Genomic DNA, 14,929 nt, shown 5'->3' on the forward strand with positions numbered 1-14,929 from the left:
CGCCCGCCCAAGTCAACGCACCCGTGCTGCACCGCACACAGATCGCTTGGCGAGGCGCACGAAGGCGGCTAGGCGCACCCGCGCAACACCATCCAAGGAAGCCTGCCCGTGCCCGACACCTCCGAGCCCCGCTACGACGTCATCGCCATCGGCAACGCCGTGGTCGACGTCATCGCCTCCTGCGAGGAGGAGCTGATCACCGAGCTCCAGCTGAACCGCGGCGGGATGACCCTGATCGACGAGGCGCGCGCCGAGGAGCTTTACGAAGCCATGCCGCCCGCGCGCGAGGTCTCGGGCGGATCGGCGGCCAACACGCTGGCGGGGCTCGCCACGCTCGGCCTGCAATGCGCCTTCATCGGCCAGGTCGCCGAGGACCAGCTCGGCAAGGTCTTCCGCCACGACATGCGCGCGACCGGCATCGACTTCGACACGCCCGGACGTGAGGGCGAGCCCGCCACCGGCCGCGTGCTCATCTTCGTGACGCCTGACGGCGAGCGCACCATGAACACCTTCCTCGGCGCGGGCCAGTTCCTGCCCGCCGCCGCGCTCGACGAGGAGCTGATCGCCAGCGGCGCGATCCTCTATCTCGAAGGCTACCTTTGGGACCCCGAAGAGCCCCGCCGCGCGATGCGCCGCGCGATCGAGGTCGCGCGTGCGGCCGGTCGCAAGATCGCCTTCACGGCCTCGGAAAGCTTCGTGATCGACCGCCACGGTGACGATTTCCGCGCGATGATCGAGGAAGGCATCATCGACATCCTCTTCGTCAACGAAACCGAACTCGCGACGCTCACCGGCGAGGCTGACTTCGAGGCGGGCCTCGCCGCGGTCGCCGACAAGGTGCCGGTGCTGGTCGCGACCCGCTCCGAGAAGGGCGCGGTCGCCATCGCCCATGGCGAGCGCGCCGAGGTCGCCGCCGTGCCGGTAATCAAGGTGGTCGACACCACCGGCGCGGGCGACCAGTTCGCGGCCGGCTTCCTCTCGGGCTACGCCAAGGGCGAGCCGCTGACCCGCTGCCTCAAGCGCGGCGCGATCTGCGCCTCGGAAGTGATCTCGCACTACGGCCCGCGGCCGGAAGCGGACATGCTGAAGCTGATGGAAGAGAGACTCTGATTGGTTGCGTGCCCGCCTCCGCGGGCACGTCCTCGGTGCTGTTCCCTTCGCTGCGCTACGGGGCACCTGCGGCTCGCGCCGTGCGCTCGCGGCCGCTAACGCGACCGAACCACCGCTACATTCCCCGTTCGTGTTTGGCGCTGATCGGCCCCGCAGGGGCCGCAAGGGCGACCGCCCGCCCGCAGGCGCCCGGAGGAGCGTAGCGACGGAGGAACAGCGCCGAGGACGGGGGCGCGGAGGCGCCCCCGCTACCAAGGCGCGTTCAGCTTGCCTCCCGGTTTCCTGCTGTTGGAGACACATGAGACACTGTCCAGAGCCGGAAAACCTCCGCTCCTTTGCGCAGGAAACTGGCGCGATGTGGGTGGCTGACGATGGCAAAGAGCGCGCGGCCTTTCTGGGGGCCTCGCGACTTCCCTAACCCATTGCCAGCCCTGTAGGAAAGTGCTTTCGCTCAGCCCGCTGCGGTCGCCCTCGCGCGGCTACTTCGGCGGCACGTATCCCGCCTCGCGCAGCGTCACCATATAGGCCGCGATCTGGTCGATCTGCTTGGCGGTGAGAGTGAAATCCATGTCCTCAGGGTAATTGTGCGCGTCCGCCAGCCAGTCGCCGAGCGATTTCTCCGAGAGCCCCTGCCGGTTGGCGATCGCGGCAAAGCTGGGCGAGGCGGGGTTGGGCGACAGGAAGGGCGGCTCGACCGCATGGCACCCCCCGCAGGCCGCCTCGACAAAGGCGGGCGCGCGCGTGTCGGGCGAGGGAGAGGTCGCCTTGCCCACCATCGGCGGCGGATTGTCGGTGCCGGGCGCCGTGGCGCAGGCTCCAAGGGTGGCAAGCGCGGCGAGCAGCAGGGGGCGGTGGGTCATGCTGGCCTTGTGGGCCTGCCGCGTCACGGCGTCATTGATCGGGATCAATTTTGCGGGCCCGCCCGCTTCTGCCACCCGGCGGCAATGACCGCTTTCAGGGCAAGGCTTCGGCAAAGTGAATGACCGGAGGTGGGTGGGGAGCGGACCTTTATCGTTTGGAGATGCGGAAATTCATGGCCGCGCTAGATGGTCGCGCGCCTCCGCCTCATCCATTGGTGCTTGGGGCTCCAATTCTGTTCGGCAGAAACCCACGGCCTTGGTTAGTGGCATGTAGCCCCATACGGCTTGAACCAGGACTGCTTCGTCGAATGCGCTGTTGTTGTCGCGATCAAAATCGGTCCGCCGCATCAAAAGGCGTACTTGCGGCCCAAACGGCGCGTCTTTTAGTTGTGAAGAGCCTCCGAACACATCATTGAAAAATGACCAAGAACTATAGGCTGAAAAAAGGTCTGACGGATCCTCGGTGAAGACCAATTTCTCCTTCGTAGCTTCAGCTTGACCAGTTGCAGGATTGAGATATCCGCGAGGGCCGGAGTAGCGCAGGGCAAAGCTGTATTCTCGCCCCTCGACACTTTTGACGGTGCATTTAAGCGCTCGGCCGGGTTCAGTCAGCTGTTCGGCCAATTCCTGCTGAGACCTTGGGGCCGATCCCATCGAGATACCCGGCGGCGCGCCAGCAGGTGGCTGCAATGTCTGGCCGTTGGCGGGCAGAGAGATTGCTGACATGAGCAGTGCCGCAGCGGGACGAATAATCATCGAAAACTCCGTCGGATTATCCCCTATCGGATCACCATTTGGACTGATCCCGGAAAGGCCGCAACGGGGTCGATAGCTGAATGACCGCTATTCTCGGGAGACGCGGGAAAGCAGCCGCTAGGCCGCCTGCTCCCGGGCCACTTCGCGCCAGCCGATGTCGCGGCGGCAGAAGCCGCTCGGAAAACTGATCGCGTCGACGGCGGCATAGGCCCTCGCCTGCGCCTCGGTGACGCTCGACGCGCAAGCGGTGACGGCGAGCACTCGCCCGCCGTTCGCCGCCAACGCGCCGTCCTTCAGCGCGGTGCCGGCGTGGAAGACCTTGGCGCCCTCCGCCTCGGCGTCGTTCAGCGCGATGGTGCCGCCCTTCTCGGGGGTGCCGGGGTAGCCCTTGGCGGCCATCACCACGGTGAGCGCGGTCGCGTCAGCGAGGGCGATCTCGGTGCCCTCCAGTGTCCCTTGCGCGCAGGCGAGGAGGATCGGCACGAGGTCGCTCTTCAGGCGCATCATCAGCACCTGGCATTCGGGGTCGCCGAAGCGGGCGTTGTATTCGATCAGCTTGGGGCCGTCCGCCGTCAGCATCAGACCTGCGAAGAGCACGCCCTGATAGGGGTTGCCCTCCGCGCGCATCGTCTCGACCGTGGGTTCGATGATTGCGGCCATGACGCGGGCCTGCAATTCCGGGGTCAGCACCGGAGCGGGGGAGTATGCCCCCATGCCGCCGGTGTTGGGGCCGGTGTCGCCGTCGCCCACGCGCTTGTGGTCCTGCGCGCTGCCGAAGGGGACGATCGCGGTGCCGTCGGTGAGCGCGAAGAAGCTCGCCTCCTCGCCCTCCATGAACTCCTCGATCACCACCTGCGCGCCCGCGCTGCCGAACCCGCCCCCGAACATGTCGGCGAGCGTCTCCTCGGCCTCGGCGAGGGTGGCGGCAATCACCACGCCCTTGCCCGCCGCGAGGCCATCGGCCTTGAGCACATAGGGCGCGGCAAAGCGGGCGAGGGCGGCGCGGGCTTCCTCAAGACTGGAGGTACGCACATAGCCTGCCGTGGGAATGCCCGCGCGCTGGCACAGGTCCTTGGTAAAACCCTTGGAGCCCTCGAGCTGCGCCGCGGCCTGCGAGGGGCCGAACACCGGCACGCCTGCGGCCCGCAGCGAATCCGACAACCCGTCCACCAGCGGTGCTTCCGGGCCGACGACCACGAGGCCGATGGTGTGCTCGCGACAGAAAGCGATCACCGCGCCGTGGTCGGTCACCTCCAGCGCGACCAGCTCGGCCTCCTCGGCGATGCCGGGATTTCCGGGGGCGGCGTAGAGCTTTGCGAGGCTCGGGGATTGCGCCAGCTTCCACGCCAGCGCATGTTCGCGGCCTCCCGAACCAAGAAGCAGGATATTCATGGCGCCTCCGCCGACCAGTGATGATGATGCGGGGCTCGTAGCCCGAGAGCGACAGGGCGACAACGCCCAGCCGCTCACCATCAGCGAGATATCCGCGCTGCTGAAGCGCACGGTCGAGGATCGCTTCGGCTTCGTGCGGCTGCGCGGCGAATTGTCGGGGGTGAAGCGCGCCGCCTCGGGGCACTTCTATTGCGCCCTGAAGGACGAGGGCGCGGTGATCGATGGCGTCATGTGGAAGGGCAACGCGGCGCGGCTGAACTTCCGCGCCGAGGACGGGCTGGAGGTGATCGCCACCGGCAAGCTCACCACCTATCCGGGGCGCTCGAAATACCAGATCGTGATCGACAGCCTCGAACTCGCGGGCGAGGGCGCGCTGCTGGCGCTGCTCGAGAAGACCCGCGCGCGGCTGGCCGCCGAGGGGCTTTTCGCGCCCGAGAAAGAGCGCCGCCTGCCGTTCCTGCCGCAGGTGATCGGGGTGGTCACCTCGCCCACCGGAGCGGTGATCCGCGACATCCTCCACCGCCTCGCCGACCGCTTCCCTTCGCATGTGGTGGTGTGGCCGGTGCTGGTGCAGGGGCAGGGCGCGGCCGACCAAGTGGCCGCCGCGGTGCGGGGGTTCTCCGCGCTCCAGCCCGGAGGCCCCGTCCCGCGCCCCGACGTGGTGATCGTCGCGCGCGGGGGCGGGTCGATCGAGGACTTGTGGAGCTTCAACGAGGAAGTGGTCGTGCGCGCCATTGCCGAGTGCTCGATCCCGGTGATCAGCGCCGTCGGGCACGAGACCGACACCACGCTCGCCGACTACGCTGCCGACCGCCGCGCGCCGACGCCCACTGCCGCTGCCGAGATGGCGGTGCCGGTGCGCGCCGACCTCGCCTTCACTCTCACCGATCTCGCTGCCCGCCAGCGCCGCGCGGTCTATCGTCCGGTCGAGCTCGGCCGCGAGCGCCTCGCCGCCCGCGCACGCCTGCTGCCGCGCCTGGAGAACCTGCTCCAACCCCAGGCCCAGCGCCTGGACGAGCTCGCCGAGCGCCTGCGCCGCGGGCTCGGCGACCGTTCGGCGAAGGGGCGCGAGCGGCTCGCGGGGGCGGCGGCGCGGCTCTCTCCCAGCCTGCTGTCCCGCGCCGCCGGCGAAGCCCAGCGGCGGCTCGAGCGCGCGCGCCTCTCGCCAGCGCTGGTCGAGCGGCCCTTGCGCGAGGGTGCCCAGCGCCTCGCCGCGCTCACCCGGGTGATGAGCCAGCTCCACCCGGAGAAGCCGCTCGAGCGCGGCTATGCCATCATCCGCGACGCTTCGGGCAAGGCACTCACTACCCGCGCCGAAGCCGCAGGCGAGGCGCGCCTCCTCCTGCAATTGCGCGACGGCACGCTGGCCGCCATCCCCGAGGGCGCGCCGCCCGTGCCTCCGCCCGCCCCGCGCAAGCCCGCAAAATCATCGCCATCCCCCGCCCAAGATGATTTGTTCGGTTAGCCACTCAGTGCTATCAGGGGTGCCATGCTGATGACTCCCTCCGACAAGGTCGCCAAGCTCTACTACGGGCCCTCCAGCTTCCGCGTGCTGCGGCCGGGGAGCCATGTGCTGTGCGCGGTGACGGGCGAGGCGATCCCGCTCGCCGAACTGCGCTACTGGAGTGCCGAGCGGCAGGAGGCCTATGCCTCCCCCGAGATCGCGACACGCCGCCTGCTCGGCCTCGCCTGACCTCCTGACGAAATGACGGCCAAGGCCCCCCGCGGGCGACGCTGGCGGCTGGCGCTGATCGCTGGGGTAGTCCTCGCGCTGGCGCCCGGCACCTTCCTGCGGACCCCGATCGGCACCCGCACCGACCGCGCCGAGGTGACGGTCACCCCCCGCCCCGAACGCACCGGAGTCTCGGGCGAGCTCCAGCTCACCGGCGTGTGGGAGCTGACCTCGCCCCACGGCTGGTTCGGCGGCTTTTCCGCGCTGGCTGCGGGGGAGGGGCAGGCGCTGGTCGCGGGGACCGACCGGGGGTTCCTGCTCGATCTCGACCTTGCCGGCCCCGCCCCGCGCGCGGTGCCCGGCAGCTACCGCTTCGTCGGCATCACCAACCGCAAGCGCGAGGAGATCGTCGACCTCGAATCGCTCGCCCGCGATCCTGCCACCGGCACGCTGTGGACGGGGTTCGAGGGCGAGAATCTGGTAATGCGCCTCGCCCCCGGAGCCCCGCGCCGCGAGTGGATACCCCCGGCGATGAAGGAGTGGAGCTACAACAGCGGGCCCGAGGCGATGACCCGGCTTGCGGGTGGCCGGTTCCTGGTGATCGCGGAAGGCGCGCGGCGGGATAATGACGCCCTGCACCAGGCCCTGCTGTTCCCGGGCGATCCGCTGGAGGGGAACGCGCCGATCGCCTTCGACTTTGCCCCGCCCGCCGGTTTCGACCCGGTCGACGCCACCCAACTGCCCGACGGGCGGGTGCTGATCCTGCTGCGCCGCGTGGCCTACACGATCCCCGCCGCCACTTTCGACACCGCGATCGCGATCGCCGACCCGGCGGAGATTCGCGCGGGCGCGACATGGCGAGGGCGGGTGATCGAGCGGATGGAGGGCGGCATCTTCGCCGACAACTTCGAGGGAATCGCCTTCGTCGCCTCAGCCGATGACCCGAAGCGCGGCGCGGTGTGGTTGATTACCGACGACAATTTCTCGGTGTTCCAGCGCAGCCTGCTGATTAGACTCGGTTGGCCAGGAGAGGCTCCGACCAAGCCCGCCCCATAACGAAAAAGCGCCCGGGCCTACCCGAGCGCTCTTTGATTCGCCTACCCCGAGGGGAAGCCGAAGTTACGCGGCGGCCTGCGCCTTGATCAGCTCACGCTTCACCTTCTGCGCATTGGCCGAAAGCTTGTCGTCGCTGGTCTTGAGCAGCCAGTTGTCGAGCCCGCCATTGTGCTCGACCGAGCGCAGCCCGTGGGTCGAGACGCGGAACTTGAAGCTGCGCTCGAGCTTTTCGCTCATCAGCGTCACGTTCTGCAGGTTGGGCAGGAACACGCGCTTGGTCTTGTTGTTGGCGTGGCTCACATTGTGGCCGACCTGGCGGCCCTTGCCGGTCAGTTCGCAGATGCGCGACATGGTGTGTCTCTTCTCGTAAGGATCGGGGCCGGGCACGGGCCCGGACAAGGAAAGCGGCGCGCATAACGGGACAAGGCCGAATCGTCAAGCCGATTGCGCCTGCCACCCCTGCGCCGCGTCCATGTGGGTAATCCATGTAATGGCTGCAAGGCCGCCTGTCGCCTGCATTCCGCCACCGACCTGGCGGGGGAGCTGCCCGCGTGGCCAGGCGATAAGGAGACAAGAACCATGAAGCGCATCATCATCACCACCCTCATCGCCCCCTTGGCAATCGGGCTTGCAGCGTGCGATGTCGACCAGACCAAGGAAGCCGAGCTGCCCGAGGTCGAGGTCAAGGGCGGCCAGATGCCCGAATACGACGTCGAGCCTGCCGAGGTCGAGGTCAAGACCGAGAAGAAAACGATCGAGGTTCCCACTGTCGATGTCAAACAGCCCGATGCCGAAGGGACGCCCGCAACCGGCGACGAGTGATCCTGCGCGGGTGCGCGGGGCATGAGCGACGCGGGCTTCCGCAGCTTCATGCCCCGCGCGCTCGCGCTTGCCCGCGACGCTGCGGCGGCGGGCGAAGTGCCGATCGGCGCGGTGGTGGTGAAGGACGGCGCCGTCATCGCCGAAGCGCACAATTCCCCCCGCGCCGACCACGATCCCACCGCCCATGCCGAGATCCTCGCGATCCGCCGCGCCGCGCAGGCGCTGGGTGACGAGCGGCTGACCGGCTGCGAGCTGTGGGTCACGCTCGAGCCTTGCGCGATGTGCGCCGGCGCCATCGCCCATGCCCGCATCGCGCGGCTCTACTACGCCGCGAGCGACCCCAAGGGCGGCGCGGTCGAGCACGGGGCGCGGGTGTTCGACCAGCCCCAATGCCTCCACCGCCCCGAGGTCTATACCGGCATCGGCGAGGCCGAGGCGGCGGAATTGCTGCGGGGGTTCTTCCGGGAGCGGCGCTAGGGCGCGTGCCGGGCCCGCTGCGATAACCGCAAGATTAGATATGTTATAACATTGTATAGTGTCCTCCGGCCTGATAGCGCTGGCGATCTTGTGCGCCCGGACGGCGCGCAGTCCGCTGTCCGGAGGCCGCATGATCCCCAGCCACCTGCTCCTGCCCTCATTGCTGATGGCCGCCGCCAGCCCCGCGGTTGCCGACGCAGGGGCACAACCCGCGCCCGCCCCCGCGGCCGAACCGCAGCCCGCGCCTCCGCCCGAGACCCCCGCCCCCGGCATCGCGCTGGTCAACCGCTCCGAGGAGAACGTCATCACGCAGGCATCCGACGCCTTCGGCACCAGCGTGGGGGACGAGACCATCGGGCTCTACAGCGGCGGCAATGTCCGCGGCTTTTCCGCCTTCGCCGCGCAGAACGTGCGGATCGAGGGGCTCTATTTCGATTCGCAAGGGGCCTTCAGCGATGCCGTGCGGGCCGGATCGAGCATCCAGGTCGGCATCTCGGCGCTGGGCTACCCCTTCCCCGCGCCCACGGGCATCGTCGATTTCGCCCTGCGCCGGGTGGGCGACAAGCCGGTGGTCAGCGCCCGCACCGGCCTTGGCGACTTCCTCGCGCCCTTCGTCTCGGTCGACGCCGCCCTGCCGCTCGGCGGCAGTCTCGATCTCAACATCGGCACCGCCATCGAGGAATTCGCCTATCCCGACGCAGCCGATTTCTGGTTCGTGCGCTATGGCGGGGTGATGCGCTGGCGGCCCGCCGAGGGCGTGGAGCTGACCGGCTTCTACAGCCGCTACGACTATTTCGACGAGGAGCAGACCCCGGTGATCTTCACCGCCGGAGCCTTCCTGCCCCGCCGCATCGCCCGCAACCGCTTCTACGGGCAGGACTGGGCCGACTGGGCGGGCCATTCGCAGAACTTCGGCGGCCTCGCCAAGCTGGCGCGCGGGCCCTGGCGGGTGAGCGCGGGGCTGTTCTCCTCGCGCTTCACCATCGACCGCTTCGGCGCGAACTTTTTCGCGAACACCCGGCCCGATGGGACCGCCGAGCGGCAGGTGCTGCTGGGCCGCGACCAGCGCACGCAGTCGTACTCGGGAGAGCTGCTGGTCGAGCGCGAATTCACCGAGGGCCCGCGCCGCCACCGCCTGCTGGCCTCGGCGCGGTTCCGGCGGGTCGACGACGACCTCGGCGGCTTCGTGTTCCGCAGCCTCGGGCCGGGCACCATCGACGTCGCCGACCCGCTGCCCGAACCCGACGTCACCTTCGGCGCGCTCACCCGCGACGCAATCCGCCAGCACACCGGCGCGCTGGGCTACGGGATGCAATGGCAGGGGCTGGGCGAGCTCAACCTCGGGGTGCAGAAGACCCGCTACCGCAAGGAGGTGCGCGCGCCCGGGCGTGCGTCCACCGCCAATACCGACAGCCCGGTGCTGTGGAACGCCTCGGCGGCGATCACCGCGATTAACGGCATCGCGATCTACGCCGCCACCACCCGCGGGCTCGAGGAAAGCGGCACCGCGCCCTCCTTTGCCGCCAACGCCAACCTCACGCTTCCCGCGCTGCGCACCCGCCAGATCGAGGCCGGGCTGCGCTGGACGCTGGCGAAGGACGTGAAGCTGATCGCCGGCCTGTTCGACGTGCGCCGCCCCTATTTCGAACTCGACAGCGACAATGTCTTCCGCGTGCTCGGCGACGTGAAGCACCAGGGCGCGGAGATCTCGCTGACGGCGCGGCCCGTGCCGGGGCTCAACGTGGTCGCAGGCGCAGTGCTGATGCGCCCGCGCGTGACGGGCGAGGCGGTCGAGCAGGGGCGGCTCGGCGAGCGGCCGCTGGGGCGGGTGGGGACGACGCTCGACCTCAGGCTCGACTACCAGCCCCCCGCCTTCGATGCGCTGTCGGTCGATCTCGGGATCAACTACACGGGCGCGCGCGCGGCGCGGATCGACAATGCGCTGTTCATCCCCGAGCGCGCGATCGTCGATCTCGGCGGGCGCTACCGCTTCAAGCTCGGGCGCACGCCGACGGTGCTGCGCGCGCAGATCGCCAACCTCACCAACACCTTCGGCTGGAACGTCACCGGCGGCGGCGGCTTCCAGTTCATCCCCTCGCGCCGGTTCAACCTGTCGCTGTCAGCCGATTTCTAGGGCGCGATGGCGTATTCGGGCGTGCAGGGCTCGGTGGGTTTCTCGCTGAAAGCCGCATAATCGTGTCCCTGCCAAGCCCGGAAGCGGTCGATGCCAAATGTCCACACCGCCCGCTCGGCACCCCAGGGCGGCTCCGGCCCACCGTCTGCCACCTGCAGCGCCAGATTGGCTGTCCGGCCAGGGCAGCCATCGCCGAACCGCCGATCCCAAGCCAGTTGGCGGGTCGCCTCGATATCCCAGGCGTCGAGATCCTTGACCAGCACCAGCCGCGCCCGGCCCTTGTCGCAGGTCACGCGGTAGAGGCACACCTTCTGCCCGGGTGCCCGCTCGCGGACATACCACTGCGCCGCCGCGACCACCTTCGGCTTGTCCAGCCCGGCCCACGAGGCATAGCGCGAACCGTAGTCATAGGCGGTGCAGCTGCCGACCAGAAGCAGCACCAGCATCAGACAGCCCATCCCCAGCCGCCCGGGCGTGACACGCGCCGGCTGCTTGTTTCTCTCCGCGAAGGACACGCGCCAGCCCCCTCAGTCCACCGGCGGCACGCCGGGCGGGTAATAGGAAATCTCGACCCTGAGCCCGTCGGGGTCTGGGACGAACAGCGCGGTGATGCCGGGCTCGAAATGCTGGAGCCGCGCCTCGATCCCCGCCGCTTCAAGCTCCGCCGCCAGCGTCTCGACCGCCTCGGCGCTGGGGGCGGCAAAGCCGAAATGGTTGAGCCCGGGGGCATAGCGGCCATAGTCGCCCGTGCCCTCCTTCGCCTTGGCGAACTGGATGTGGAGCCCGCCCGCATTGGCCCAGATCCCGCGCTTCTTCTGCGCGAACCCGATGCGCGGCAGCAGGAAGCCGTAGAAGCTGGCTGCCGCCTCGGGATCGCGCGAGAGGATGGTGAGGTGGTCGAGCGGGTAGGTCATGGGCCGGTCCTTCGCGGCAGCTGGAGGTCAGGCCTGCGAGATATGCAATGTAGCGACCATTACAATGTCTCGCGCGCAAGGCCCCGCGTCGGCGTCACTCCTCCGCCTTGGGCGCAGGCTTCGGTCGCAGCCGCCCGGCTTCGAGGATCGGCAGGCCGCCCTCGGTCGGGACATAGATGATCTGCCCCTGCGACTGCGCGAGGTGCTCGATATAGAGGTAGCGCAGATAGCCCTCCGGCCCGCCCAGCCCGTCGGCGACGATGCGGTTGGCTTCGGCCACGCCCTTGGCGCGCTCGACCTCGGCCTGGGCGAGCAGCTTGGCGCTCTCGAGCTTGGCCTCGGCCTCCAGGGTGGCGATCTGGCGGTTCTGCCGCGCCTGCGCGAGCTCGGCCTCACCCGCGGTCTCGGCGTTCCAGACGCGCACCGAATTATAGGCCGCGCACGATCCCAGCCCCCCGCCGACCAGCACGACCAGCAGAAACAGGAGGCCCAACGCGAGCGACCAGACGGAGTTGTTGGCATTCATTGTCGAAGGGCTCCCCTCTAGGTTCTTGCGGAATTGCCGGAGGTTAGGTTCGCAAGCAGGGATTGCCAAGCCTAGGCACGCGAAGGGTTTCGCGCCGCGCTGCGTTGAGGCTTCAGGCACGGCGCAAGCGAAGGCAGGGAGCACAGGCTGGAATGACACGCATATCGACACGCGCGCTGGCCGCGGCGCTCGCCCTGACGCTGGCCGCCTGCGGGGGCGAGGACAGCGGCGCCCCGCCCACCGGCGGCACCCCGACGCCGAGCCCGACGCCCACTCCCACGCCGACCCCGCCCCCCACCGGCATCCTCCGCACGCCCAACATCACCTATGGTACCGGCGCGGTCGCCGGGGGGAGCGAGACCTTGCAGCTCGACATCTATCGCCCCGACACGCCCTGCACCGCCCCGCGCCCGACGGTGATGTTCGTCCACGGCGGGGCCTTCCTCGTCGGCAGCCGCAGCGGGGCGAATGTCGATGCGATGGCGCAGGCCGTGACCGCGCGGGGCATGAACCTCATCTCGATCTCCTACCGGTTGCAGGGCGACAATCCGGTGATCGGCAGCGAGTTCGCGCAGTTCCATGCCGACTTCCAGGCGCTCAACCAGACCGAGCCGCCCGCCCGCGTCACCGCCTTCACCGCCGCGGTCGAGGACGCCACCCGCGCACTGCGCTGGGCCGAGAGCAATGCCGCGACGTATTGCATCGATCCGCAGCGCTTTGCCGTGTGGGGCGGATCGGCGGGGGCCTATACCGTGATGCATGTCGCCTACACGCTCGACGAATATGCGATTCCCCGCCCGCCGGTGCGCGTCGCGGTCGATTACTGGGGCGGGCATTTCCGCGAGAGCGATATCGAGGCCGGAGAGGCGCCGCTGTTCGTGCTCCACGGCACCACCGATCCGACCGTGCCCTACCGCTCGGCGGTGCAGCTCACTGATCAGGCGACCCGGGTGGGGATCCCCTTCACCTTCTATTCGGTGATCGGTGGCGGCCACGGCTTCGAGGACAGCGGCTTCTTCGACGTGAAGGTCGACGGGCAATCGATCGCCGACAAGACCGCGATCTTCATCGACGCGCATATGCGCGCAGGCGGCGTGCCGGTCTACGAGCGGCGCGATATTCCGCGTTAGAGCCCGCGCCAGATCTTGGCGGGCGCGCCGTCCTTCGCGCCGCGCCGGGAGGCGGTGCAGGGGGCGGGGCGGAAGCGCTTGGAGTAGCACAGGCGGATTTCCTCGAGCCACCCGCGCGCATTGAGGTGGACGCCGACCGCGCTCTCGCTCCAGCCGGGATTGGCATCCACGAAAGCTGCGCGGATGCGGCCGGCGGTCAGCCCCTCCTCGCGCGCGATGCGGTCGTAATCGGGCAGGCGCAGGCCCTCGAACAGGATGCGCGTGACCTTCAGGTAAGCGCCCGGGTCGGGCACCATGCAGCTGCCGTGCTTGGCCCATTGGCGCGCGACGAGACGCTCCGAGGGCATCAGGCACATCGCCCCGCGCACCTGCGCCGGGGTGAGCGCCTTCCGCGCCCCGCACCACTGCGGGTAGCCCTTGGCACCCTCGGGCCAGAGGCCGTGGACGACGAGGCCGAAGCTGCCGCTCCTGCCGCCGCATTGGTGGGCCTGCGAGCGGTCGTCCTCGCGGGTGCGGCAGAACTCGGGGCTCCAGCTGAGCGCGAGGGTGTAGCCGGTGACCGGCATCGCGCGCGGCGGGCCGTCGGGGGAGACGCGGGGGACTGCGGCGACCTCGGGCACGTGGCACTGATAGGCCTGTGCGCTCGCCGCTGCGGGAAGCACGAAAGCGAGGGCAGCGAGGAGGCTATTCGAACACCGCAGGATCGACCTCCCCCTTATGCTTGAACCAGTGGTTGCTGGCGGGGGTGAACAGCATCGCCACCGCGAACAGGCCCAGCGGCAGCGCGGCCAGCCAAAGCGGCTGCATCCTCACAAGCAAGCCAAGGGCGGGCAGCATCATCAGAAACCCCGCCAGTTTGAACAGCGCCATGATGCTGACCATCCAGCGCGCAAACCGGATCGCAGATAGCCACACCATCGCCACCGGGATCAGCGCGATCGAAAGCCATGCGCTGTGCCACACGATCAGCCCGTCGCGCCCCAGCCCGAGGAAGGAACTCTCCGATTTGAGTGCCACGGGAATCCGCACCAAGGCTTCGATATAAGTGAGCAGGGCAGCAGCCAGAAAGGCGACCGCGAAGATCGTGATGCTTGTCGGACGACGCCGCGACAACGCGATCATAAAGGCTTGAAATCCAGCCCGATGTCAGCGGCGGGCGCGCTTTGCGTCAGCCGCCCGACCGAGATGAAGTCCACCCCGCTCGCCGCCTTGGCGGCGATGGTCTGGAGGTTGACGCCGCCGCTCGCCTCGGTGGGCACGCGGCCTGCGACCAGCCGCACCGCCTCGGCGAGGGTGGCGGGGTCCATGTTGTCGAGCAGCAGGTGATGCGCGCCTGCCTGCAATGCGGGTTCGATCTGGTCGAGGCGGTCGACCTCACAGATGATCTTTTCCACCCCCGCCTCGCGCGCCCGGCGCACCGCCTCGCCGACGCTGCCGGCCACGGCCACATGGTTGTCCTTGATCATCGCCGCGTCCCACAGCCCCATGCGGTGGTTCTGCGCGCCCCCTTGGCGGGTAGCGTATTTCTCGAGGAAGCGCAGGCCCGGGATGGTCTTGCGGGTGTCGAGCAGGGTGCAGGTGGCGCTGCCCTCGCGCATCGCGTCGACATAGGCGCGGGTCAGCGTGGCGATGCCGGAGAGGTGCTGGACGATGTTGAGCGCGCTGCGCTCCGCCGTCAGCAGCGCCCGCGCGCGGCCCTCGATGCGCATGAGATCGGTGCCTGCGGGGACTTGGTCGCCGTCCGCAACCAGCGCTTCGATGCGGCAATCGGGGTCGAGGTGCCGGAAGATGGCCTCGGCGACCGGCAACCCCGCGACCACGATGGCATCGCGGCTGTCCATCACCCCGGTAAAGCGCGCTTCGGCGGGGATGACGCTTTCCGAAGTCACATCCCGCCCGCCACCGGGGAGGCCTTCACCAAGGTCCTCTGCCAGCGTTTCGCGGATGAAGGTGGCGAGGTCGAAGCCGGGGAGGGTGAAGTCGGGCACCAATCAATCCTTCGTCATCGAGAGGGCCGAAGGCCCGCGGCGACCCATGGCCCGCCCTCCGATCCGGACGGTCAGGTCATGGGTTGCTTCGT

18 protein-coding genes are annotated in these 14,929 nt (G+C 69.1%); 8 read left to right on the forward strand and 10 right to left on the reverse strand.

Annotated elements, in window-relative coordinates:
• The first annotated feature begins 108 nt into the window (after positions 1–108).
• On the forward strand, positions 109–1,110 hold the full coding sequence (locus tag PFX90_RS09845) for an adenosine kinase (RefSeq protein WP_285712260.1): 1,002 nt from the start codon (positions 109–111) through the stop codon (positions 1,108–1,110).
• A 479-nt stretch (positions 1,111–1,589) separates the two neighbouring features.
• Here the strand turns inward: PFX90_RS09845 and PFX90_RS09850 are convergent, their stop codons facing one another.
• From PFX90_RS09850 to purD, 3 genes are all read right to left on the reverse strand, one after another.
• Positions 1,590–1,970, reverse strand: coding sequence for a cytochrome c family protein (locus tag PFX90_RS09850; RefSeq protein ID WP_285712261.1), 381 nt, complete (start codon positions 1,968–1,970; stop codon positions 1,590–1,592).
• A 171-nt stretch (positions 1,971–2,141) separates the two neighbouring features.
• Positions 2,142–2,726 carry a hypothetical protein gene (locus tag PFX90_RS09855; RefSeq protein ID WP_285712262.1) on the reverse strand — a complete coding sequence of 195 codons (585 nt, stop codon included), beginning with the start codon at positions 2,724–2,726 and terminating at the stop codon, positions 2,142–2,144.
• 117 nt (positions 2,727–2,843) lie between these two features.
• Entirely contained in the window at positions 2,844–4,118 is a 1,275-nt protein-coding gene (gene purD, locus PFX90_RS09860; RefSeq protein WP_285712263.1) for a phosphoribosylamine--glycine ligase, read from the reverse strand.
• Here purD and xseA point away from each other — a divergent pair.
• Genes xseA through PFX90_RS09875 form a run of 3 tightly spaced genes read left to right on the forward strand, consistent with a single transcriptional unit; the run spans position 4,117 to position 6,846 of the window.
• On the forward strand, positions 4,117–5,583 hold the full coding sequence (gene xseA / locus PFX90_RS09865) for an exodeoxyribonuclease VII large subunit (RefSeq protein WP_285712264.1): 1,467 nt from the start codon (positions 4,117–4,119) through the stop codon (positions 5,581–5,583). The genes purD and xseA overlap by 2 nt on opposite strands.
• 24 nt (positions 5,584–5,607) lie before the next feature.
• Positions 5,608–5,811, forward strand: a complete 204-nt coding sequence (locus tag PFX90_RS09870; RefSeq protein WP_285712265.1) for a DUF2093 domain-containing protein — start codon at positions 5,608–5,610, stop codon at positions 5,809–5,811.
• A gap of 12 nt (positions 5,812–5,823) precedes the next feature.
• Entirely contained in the window at positions 5,824–6,846 is a 1,023-nt protein-coding gene (locus PFX90_RS09875; RefSeq protein ID WP_285712266.1) for an esterase-like activity of phytase family protein, read from the forward strand.
• A 63-nt stretch (positions 6,847–6,909) separates the two neighbouring features.
• Here the strand turns inward: PFX90_RS09875 and rpmB are convergent, their stop codons facing one another.
• A complete protein-coding gene (rpmB, locus tag PFX90_RS09880) occupies positions 6,910–7,197 on the reverse strand; it encodes a 50S ribosomal protein L28 (RefSeq protein WP_017664445.1) in 288 nt (95 codons plus the stop codon).
• 228 nt (positions 7,198–7,425) lie between these two features.
• Between rpmB and PFX90_RS09885 the strand changes: the two genes are divergently transcribed.
• The 3 genes from PFX90_RS09885 (at position 7,426) to PFX90_RS09895 (ending at position 10,279) form a co-directional block, all read left to right on the forward strand.
• A complete protein-coding gene (locus tag PFX90_RS09885; RefSeq protein ID WP_285712267.1) occupies positions 7,426–7,668 on the forward strand; it encodes a hypothetical protein in 243 nt (80 codons plus the stop codon).
• Positions 7,669–7,689: 21 nt separating this feature from the next.
• Positions 7,690–8,145, forward strand: a complete 456-nt coding sequence (locus PFX90_RS09890; RefSeq protein WP_285712268.1) for a nucleoside deaminase — start codon at positions 7,690–7,692, stop codon at positions 8,143–8,145.
• Between the two features lie 130 nt (positions 8,146–8,275).
• On the forward strand, positions 8,276–10,279 hold the full coding sequence (locus PFX90_RS09895; RefSeq protein ID WP_285712269.1) for a TonB-dependent receptor: 2,004 nt from the start codon (positions 8,276–8,278) through the stop codon (positions 10,277–10,279).
• On the opposite strand, the gene PFX90_RS09900 is transcribed toward PFX90_RS09895, so the two are convergent.
• The 3 genes from PFX90_RS09900 to PFX90_RS09910 all read right to left on the reverse strand — a co-directional run bounded on the left by PFX90_RS09900 (position 10,276) and on the right by PFX90_RS09910 (position 11,719).
• Positions 10,276–10,737, reverse strand: a complete 462-nt coding sequence (locus PFX90_RS09900) for a hypothetical protein (RefSeq protein WP_285712270.1) — start codon at positions 10,735–10,737, stop codon at positions 10,276–10,278. The two genes, PFX90_RS09895 and PFX90_RS09900, sit on opposite strands and share 4 nt — an antisense overlap.
• 69 nt (positions 10,738–10,806) lie before the next feature.
• A complete protein-coding gene (locus tag PFX90_RS09905; protein WP_285712271.1) occupies positions 10,807–11,193 on the reverse strand; it encodes a VOC family protein in 387 nt (128 codons plus the stop codon).
• A gap of 94 nt (positions 11,194–11,287) precedes the next feature.
• Positions 11,288–11,719 carry an SPFH domain-containing protein gene (locus PFX90_RS09910; RefSeq protein WP_285712272.1) on the reverse strand — a complete coding sequence of 144 codons (432 nt, stop codon included), beginning with the start codon at positions 11,717–11,719 and terminating at the stop codon, positions 11,288–11,290.
• 152 nt (positions 11,720–11,871) lie between these two features.
• Between PFX90_RS09910 and PFX90_RS09915 the strand changes: the two genes are divergently transcribed.
• Positions 11,872–12,849: an alpha/beta hydrolase gene (locus tag PFX90_RS09915; protein ID WP_285712273.1), complete on the forward strand. Its 978-nt coding sequence runs from the start codon at positions 11,872–11,874 to the stop codon at positions 12,847–12,849.
• Here PFX90_RS09915 and PFX90_RS09920 read toward each other — a convergent pair.
• From PFX90_RS09920 to nadC, 3 genes are all read right to left on the reverse strand, one after another.
• Positions 12,846–13,469, reverse strand: a complete 624-nt coding sequence (locus tag PFX90_RS09920) for a ribonuclease T2 family protein (RefSeq protein WP_285712274.1) — start codon at positions 13,467–13,469, stop codon at positions 12,846–12,848. The genes PFX90_RS09915 and PFX90_RS09920 overlap by 4 nt on opposite strands.
• 64 nt (positions 13,470–13,533) lie before the next feature.
• Positions 13,534–13,971 carry a hypothetical protein gene (locus PFX90_RS09925; RefSeq protein WP_285712275.1) on the reverse strand — a complete coding sequence of 146 codons (438 nt, stop codon included), beginning with the start codon at positions 13,969–13,971 and terminating at the stop codon, positions 13,534–13,536.
• Positions 13,968–14,837: a carboxylating nicotinate-nucleotide diphosphorylase gene (gene nadC, locus PFX90_RS09930; RefSeq protein WP_285712276.1), complete on the reverse strand. Its 870-nt coding sequence runs from the start codon at positions 14,835–14,837 to the stop codon at positions 13,968–13,970. Before nadC ends, PFX90_RS09925 begins: the two co-directional genes overlap by 4 nt.
• Positions 14,838–14,929: the final 92 nt, after the last annotated feature.

This window comes from Erythrobacter oryzae (genome assembly GCF_030271515.1).
Taxonomy (GTDB): domain Bacteria; phylum Pseudomonadota; class Alphaproteobacteria; order Sphingomonadales; family Sphingomonadaceae; genus Erythrobacter; species Erythrobacter oryzae.